General features: G+C 69.7%; 4 protein-coding genes. 3 read left to right on the top strand and 1 reads right to left on the bottom strand.

Going from position 1 to position 4,482, the window contains the following annotated elements:
- Nucleotides 1-752: TetR family transcriptional regulator (locus tag BJQ90_RS16610; protein ID WP_226761322.1), on the bottom strand; the 752-nt coding region annotated here is incomplete at its 3' end.
- A 68-nt stretch (nucleotides 753-820) separates the two neighbouring features.
- Here BJQ90_RS16610 and BJQ90_RS16605 point away from each other — a divergent pair.
- The 3 genes from BJQ90_RS16605 to BJQ90_RS16595 form a co-directional block, all read left to right on the top strand.
- Nucleotides 821-2,239 carry an acetyl-CoA C-acetyltransferase gene (locus BJQ90_RS16605; protein ID WP_226761318.1) on the top strand — a complete coding sequence of 473 codons (1,419 nt, stop codon included), beginning with the start codon at nucleotides 821-823 and terminating at the stop codon, nucleotides 2,237-2,239.
- A 9-nt stretch (nucleotides 2,240-2,248) separates the two neighbouring features.
- Nucleotides 2,249-3,589 carry a 3-oxoacyl-ACP reductase gene (locus BJQ90_RS16600; protein WP_226761317.1) on the top strand — a complete coding sequence of 447 codons (1,341 nt, stop codon included), beginning with the start codon at nucleotides 2,249-2,251 and terminating at the stop codon, nucleotides 3,587-3,589.
- A partial coding sequence (locus BJQ90_RS16595) for a MaoC/PaaZ C-terminal domain-containing protein (RefSeq protein WP_226761316.1) occupies nucleotides 3,586-4,482 on the top strand: 897 nt, incomplete at its 3' end. The genes BJQ90_RS16600 and BJQ90_RS16595, both read left to right, overlap by 4 nt.

Here is a 4,482-nt window from a genome sequence, read left to right as displayed (position 1 = left end):
CCCCGCCCGCCCCCGAGCAGCCGGCCCGCGGATGACCGGGCCGGCTGCTCGGGGGCGGGCGGGGTGCGGAGCTCAGGGGCGATCCCGAGGCACAGCCAGTCGGTAATCTGGCGCGCCATCGCCTCCTGGTCGGGCCTGGCAGGCGAGGCCGGGCTGGCGAGCCATTGTTCACCGGCGTTCCGGACCAGGCCGATCGCCGCGTTCGGCCAGTAGCCGATCACGGCCTCACGGCCGGCGGAGTCCCCGAGGTGGCTGCGCATGGGCCGGGCGATCATGTCGCTGATCGCCGCAAAAAAATGACCAAGGGCACCCGCGGTGGCGATGGTTCCGTTCGTGGCGTCCGCTTCCCCGGGGGTGTAGCGGGTGACGAACGTGTACACGTTGGGGCTGGTTTCCGCCATCTGCAGGTAGGCGGAGACCATCGCGAACAGCCCCTCGCGGGGAGTCTGGGCACTCTGGGCCGCCTCCCGGATGCGGCGCTGCATCTGGCTCAGCACGACCTCGCCGACAGCCTGCTGCAGCCCGGCCTTGTCGCCGAAATAGCGGTAAAACACGGATTTGGAGGTTCCCGCCGCTGCCGCGATCTCCTCCATCGAGGCGTCGCTGCCAAGCGCGTGCACGGCCTTGCGGGCCGACTTGATCAGCTCCCGGCGGCGCTCCTCCCGGTGCGACTGCCAGCGCGAGTCGCGGCCGTCCACGCCGCCGGCACCGGAGCCGGCCGGGTTGCTGCCGGGAAGACCTGTCTGGGGGATGTTCACGATACCCAGCGTATCAGGTACGCTGGGTATCGGTAACCCGCTTTGATCGAAGGAGACAGCCCATGTCCGTCAACGGACAGTCCGCACCCGGACCAAAGGATTCGACCCCCGCAGCAGCGCCTGCGTCCTCGCACGCACCAGCCGCCCCGGCGGCCGGTCCGATCGGAGGAAGCGCGGCAGCGCCGCAGCTGCGCAAGGCGGTCATCGTGGGCGGCAACCGCATTCCCTTTGCCCGGACCGGGGGCGCCTATACCAAGTCCTCCAACCAGGACATGCTGACGGCCGCCCTGGACGGGCTGATCGCACGTTTCGGGCTGCAGGACGAGCGCATCGGGGAAGTCGGCGCCGGTGCCGTGCTCAAACACTCCCGCGACTTCAACCTGACACGAGAAGCTGTGCTCGGCTCCGCCCTGTCCGCTGAAACCCCGGCCTACGATCTGCAGCAGGCCTGCGCCACCGGGCTGGAAACGGTCCTCGGACTGGCCAACAAGATCAAGCTTGGACAGATCGATTCGGCTATCGCCGGCGGCGTCGACTCCGCCTCGGACGCCCCCATCGCCGTGAGCGAAGGTCTGCGCGAAGTGCTCCTCGACCTGAACCGTGCCAAGACGGTGCCGCAGCGGCTGAAGGTCCTTAGCCGCCTCCGTCCCAAGGACCTCACCCCGGACGCGCCCAACACGGGCGAACCCCGCACCGGCCTGTCCATGGGCGAACACCAGGCGCTCACCACGGCGCAGTGGAAGATTACCCGCGAGGCGCAGGATGAGCTGGCCTTCAACAGCCACCGCAACCTGGCAGCTGCCTACGAAGCGGGCTTCTTCGATGACCTGCTCACCCCGTACCGCGGACTCACCCGTGACTCCAACCTGAGGGCCGATACCAGCCTCGAGAAGCTGGCCACACTCAAGCCCGTCTTCGGCAAGAACCTGGGCGCGGCGGCGACCATGACGGCCGGCAACTCCACCCCGCTCACCGACGGCGCATCCACCGTGCTCCTTGCCTCCGAGGAGTGGGCGGACGCCCACGACCTGCCCAAGCTGGCCACCGTCGTAGATGGCGAGGCGGCGGCTGTCGACTTCGTCCACGGCAAGGACGGCCTCCTTATGGCACCGGCCTTCGCCGTGCCGCGGCTGCTGACCCGCACCGGGCTCAGCCTCGACGACATCGACTTCTTCGAAATCCATGAGGCCTTCGCCGGAACGGTGCTGAGCACCCTGGCCGCGTGGGAGGACGAGGACTTCGGCCGCACCCGGCTGGGCCTGGACGGAGCCTTCGGCAGCATTGACCGCTCCAAGCTCAACGTCAACGGATCGTCGCTGGCGGCCGGCCACCCCTTCGCGGCCACCGGCGGACGCATCGTCGCCTCGCTCGCGAAGATGCTGCACGACAGGGGCCGGGTCGACGGCCGACCGGCCCGCGGACTCATTTCCATCTGCGCCGCAGGCGGCCAGGGCGTCGTCGCTATTCTTGAAGCACACTAGGGGGCTCCGATGACTGACATGTACACGCAACTGGTGAGCAAGGGCCCCGGCCGGGACATCGCCAGGAAGCTTGGGCTGCCACAGCCGGTGGTGTTGCGCCGCTACCAGCCGGACCAGCCGCTTGTCACCGGGCCTGTCCTGGTCCAGGGCGCCGGCGCCGGCGCGGATGAGCTGGCCTCGACCCTGCTGTCCTGGAACCTCGATGTGCGCCGCCACGCGGTGCCGAAAGAAAAACTCGGCGCCATCGTCCTCGTGCTGGACGAGCTGGGCCGCCCGGAGGACCTCGCCAGGCCGGTGCTCACCGCAGCCACCTCAATGCGGGACCTGGCCCCCAATTCCCGCGTCATCACCGTCTCCCGCACCGCCGCTGACACTGCAGACCCGGCCGTCGCGGCGGCCCGCCAGGGGGTGGACGGGCTGCTCCGCTCGCTGGCCAAGGAGCTCCGGGCCGGCGCCACCGGCAACGGAATCGTGCTCGCCCGCGGCGTGCGCACCACAAGCCCCAGCACCCTCGGCGCACTCCGGTTCTTCCTGTCCGGCCGCTCGGCGTTCGTCGACGGCCAGTTCCTCACCGTCAGCTCCACCGAAGGGCAACTGCCGGCCGACGCCGGGAAGCCGCTGGCAGGCAAGGTCGCCGTCGTGACCGGCGCTGCGCGGGGAATCGGCGCGGCGATTGCCCGCACCCTGTACCGCGACGGCGCCACGCTCGTCGTCGTTGACATCCCGGCGGCCGGTGACCACCTCGCCGCGGTGGCCAACGAGGTGCGCGGCACGGCGCTGCAGCTGGACATCAGCCGGACGGATGCCGGGCAGCGGATCATCGACCACGCCGTGGAACGCCACGGGCGGCTGGACATCGTGATCCACAATGCCGGCATCACCCGGGACAAGCTGCTGGCCAACATGGACGAAGGGCGCTGGAACTCGGTGATCGCGGTCAATATCGCCGCGCAGCTGCGGATCAACGAGGCCCTGCTGGCGTCCGGACACTTCCGGAACTCCCCGCGGATCGTGTCGGTCGCCTCCACCAGCGGCATCGCCGGCAACCGCGGCCAGACCAACTATGCCGCCTCGAAGGGCGGCGTGATGGGCATGGTCCGGGCCACGGCACCGCTGATCGGCACGCACGGCGGCTCCATTAACGCCGTCGCCCCCGGCTTCATCGAAACCGAGATGACCGCGAGGATCCCGTTCGCCACCCGGGAGGTCGCGCGCCGGCTCAACTCCCTGCAGCAGGGCGGCCAGCCGGGCGACGTCGCCGAGGCCATCGCGTTCCTGGCCAGTGACGCGGCCGGCGGCATTTCCGGCGAGGTACTGAGGGTCTGCGGGCAGAACCTGGTGGGAGCATGACCCTTTCGCAGCCGGTCATCCTGGGCGAGATGCCGTCGCTGTCGAAGCTGTACCTGAATGCGGCAGCGACCGCCGCCCGTCGAAGGGTACTGGGCACCCACGCGGGTGCCGGGCTCCCGGAAACACGGCATGAGGTCCGCGACGTAAAGGCGGCGGTGGAGAACCTCACGGCGTACCAGCACCTCATCGGCGAGACCGCGAGCGATGTGCTGCCGGCCGGTTTTGTCCATGCGCTGGCGTTCCCGCTGGCCATGAGCGTGATGAACCGGGATGATTTCCCGCTGCCGCTGCTGGGGATGATCCACCTGGAAAACCGGGTGGTGCAGTCCGCGCCCATCCGCTTCACCGAGGCCCTGGACATCCAGGCGTGGGCGCAGAACCTGCGCGGGCACCGCTCCGGCAGCCAGCTGGACCTCGTCACCGAGGTGCGCGGGGCCGGGGAGGACGACGTGCGCTGGCGCGGCGTCTCCAGTTATCTGGCGAAGGGCGTGTTCCTGCCGGGGATCGACAAGTCCACCGCTGCTGCGGTCCCGGCGGGTTTTTCGGCGCCGGATCCCACCGCACTGTGGCAGCTGGGTGTGGACACCGGGCGCGCCTACGCGGCCGTGTCCGGCGACTTCAACCCGATCCACCTGAGTGTCCTCTCGGCCAGGGCCCTGGGGCTGCGCCGGTCGATCGCACACGGCATGTACCTGGCATCGAGGGCACTGGCGGATGTGGGTGCCGCAAAGGGCGACGCGTTCAGTTGGAGTGTTACCTTCGAGGCGCCGGTGTTCCTGCCGGCCCGGGTGGCGCTGGACATCAGCACCGTGGAGGGGACGGACGGGGCGTGGGAACGCTCCGACTACGTCGCCTGGAACCCACGGTCCGGACGCAAGCACTTCAGCGGAGCG

This window comes from Arthrobacter sp. SO3, assembly GCF_020532825.1.
In the GTDB taxonomy this organism is placed as follows: Bacteria; Actinomycetota; Actinomycetes; order Actinomycetales; family Micrococcaceae; genus Arthrobacter.
Note: the sequence above shows the minus strand (reverse complement) of the source record. Positions and strands in the feature narration are given on the sequence as shown.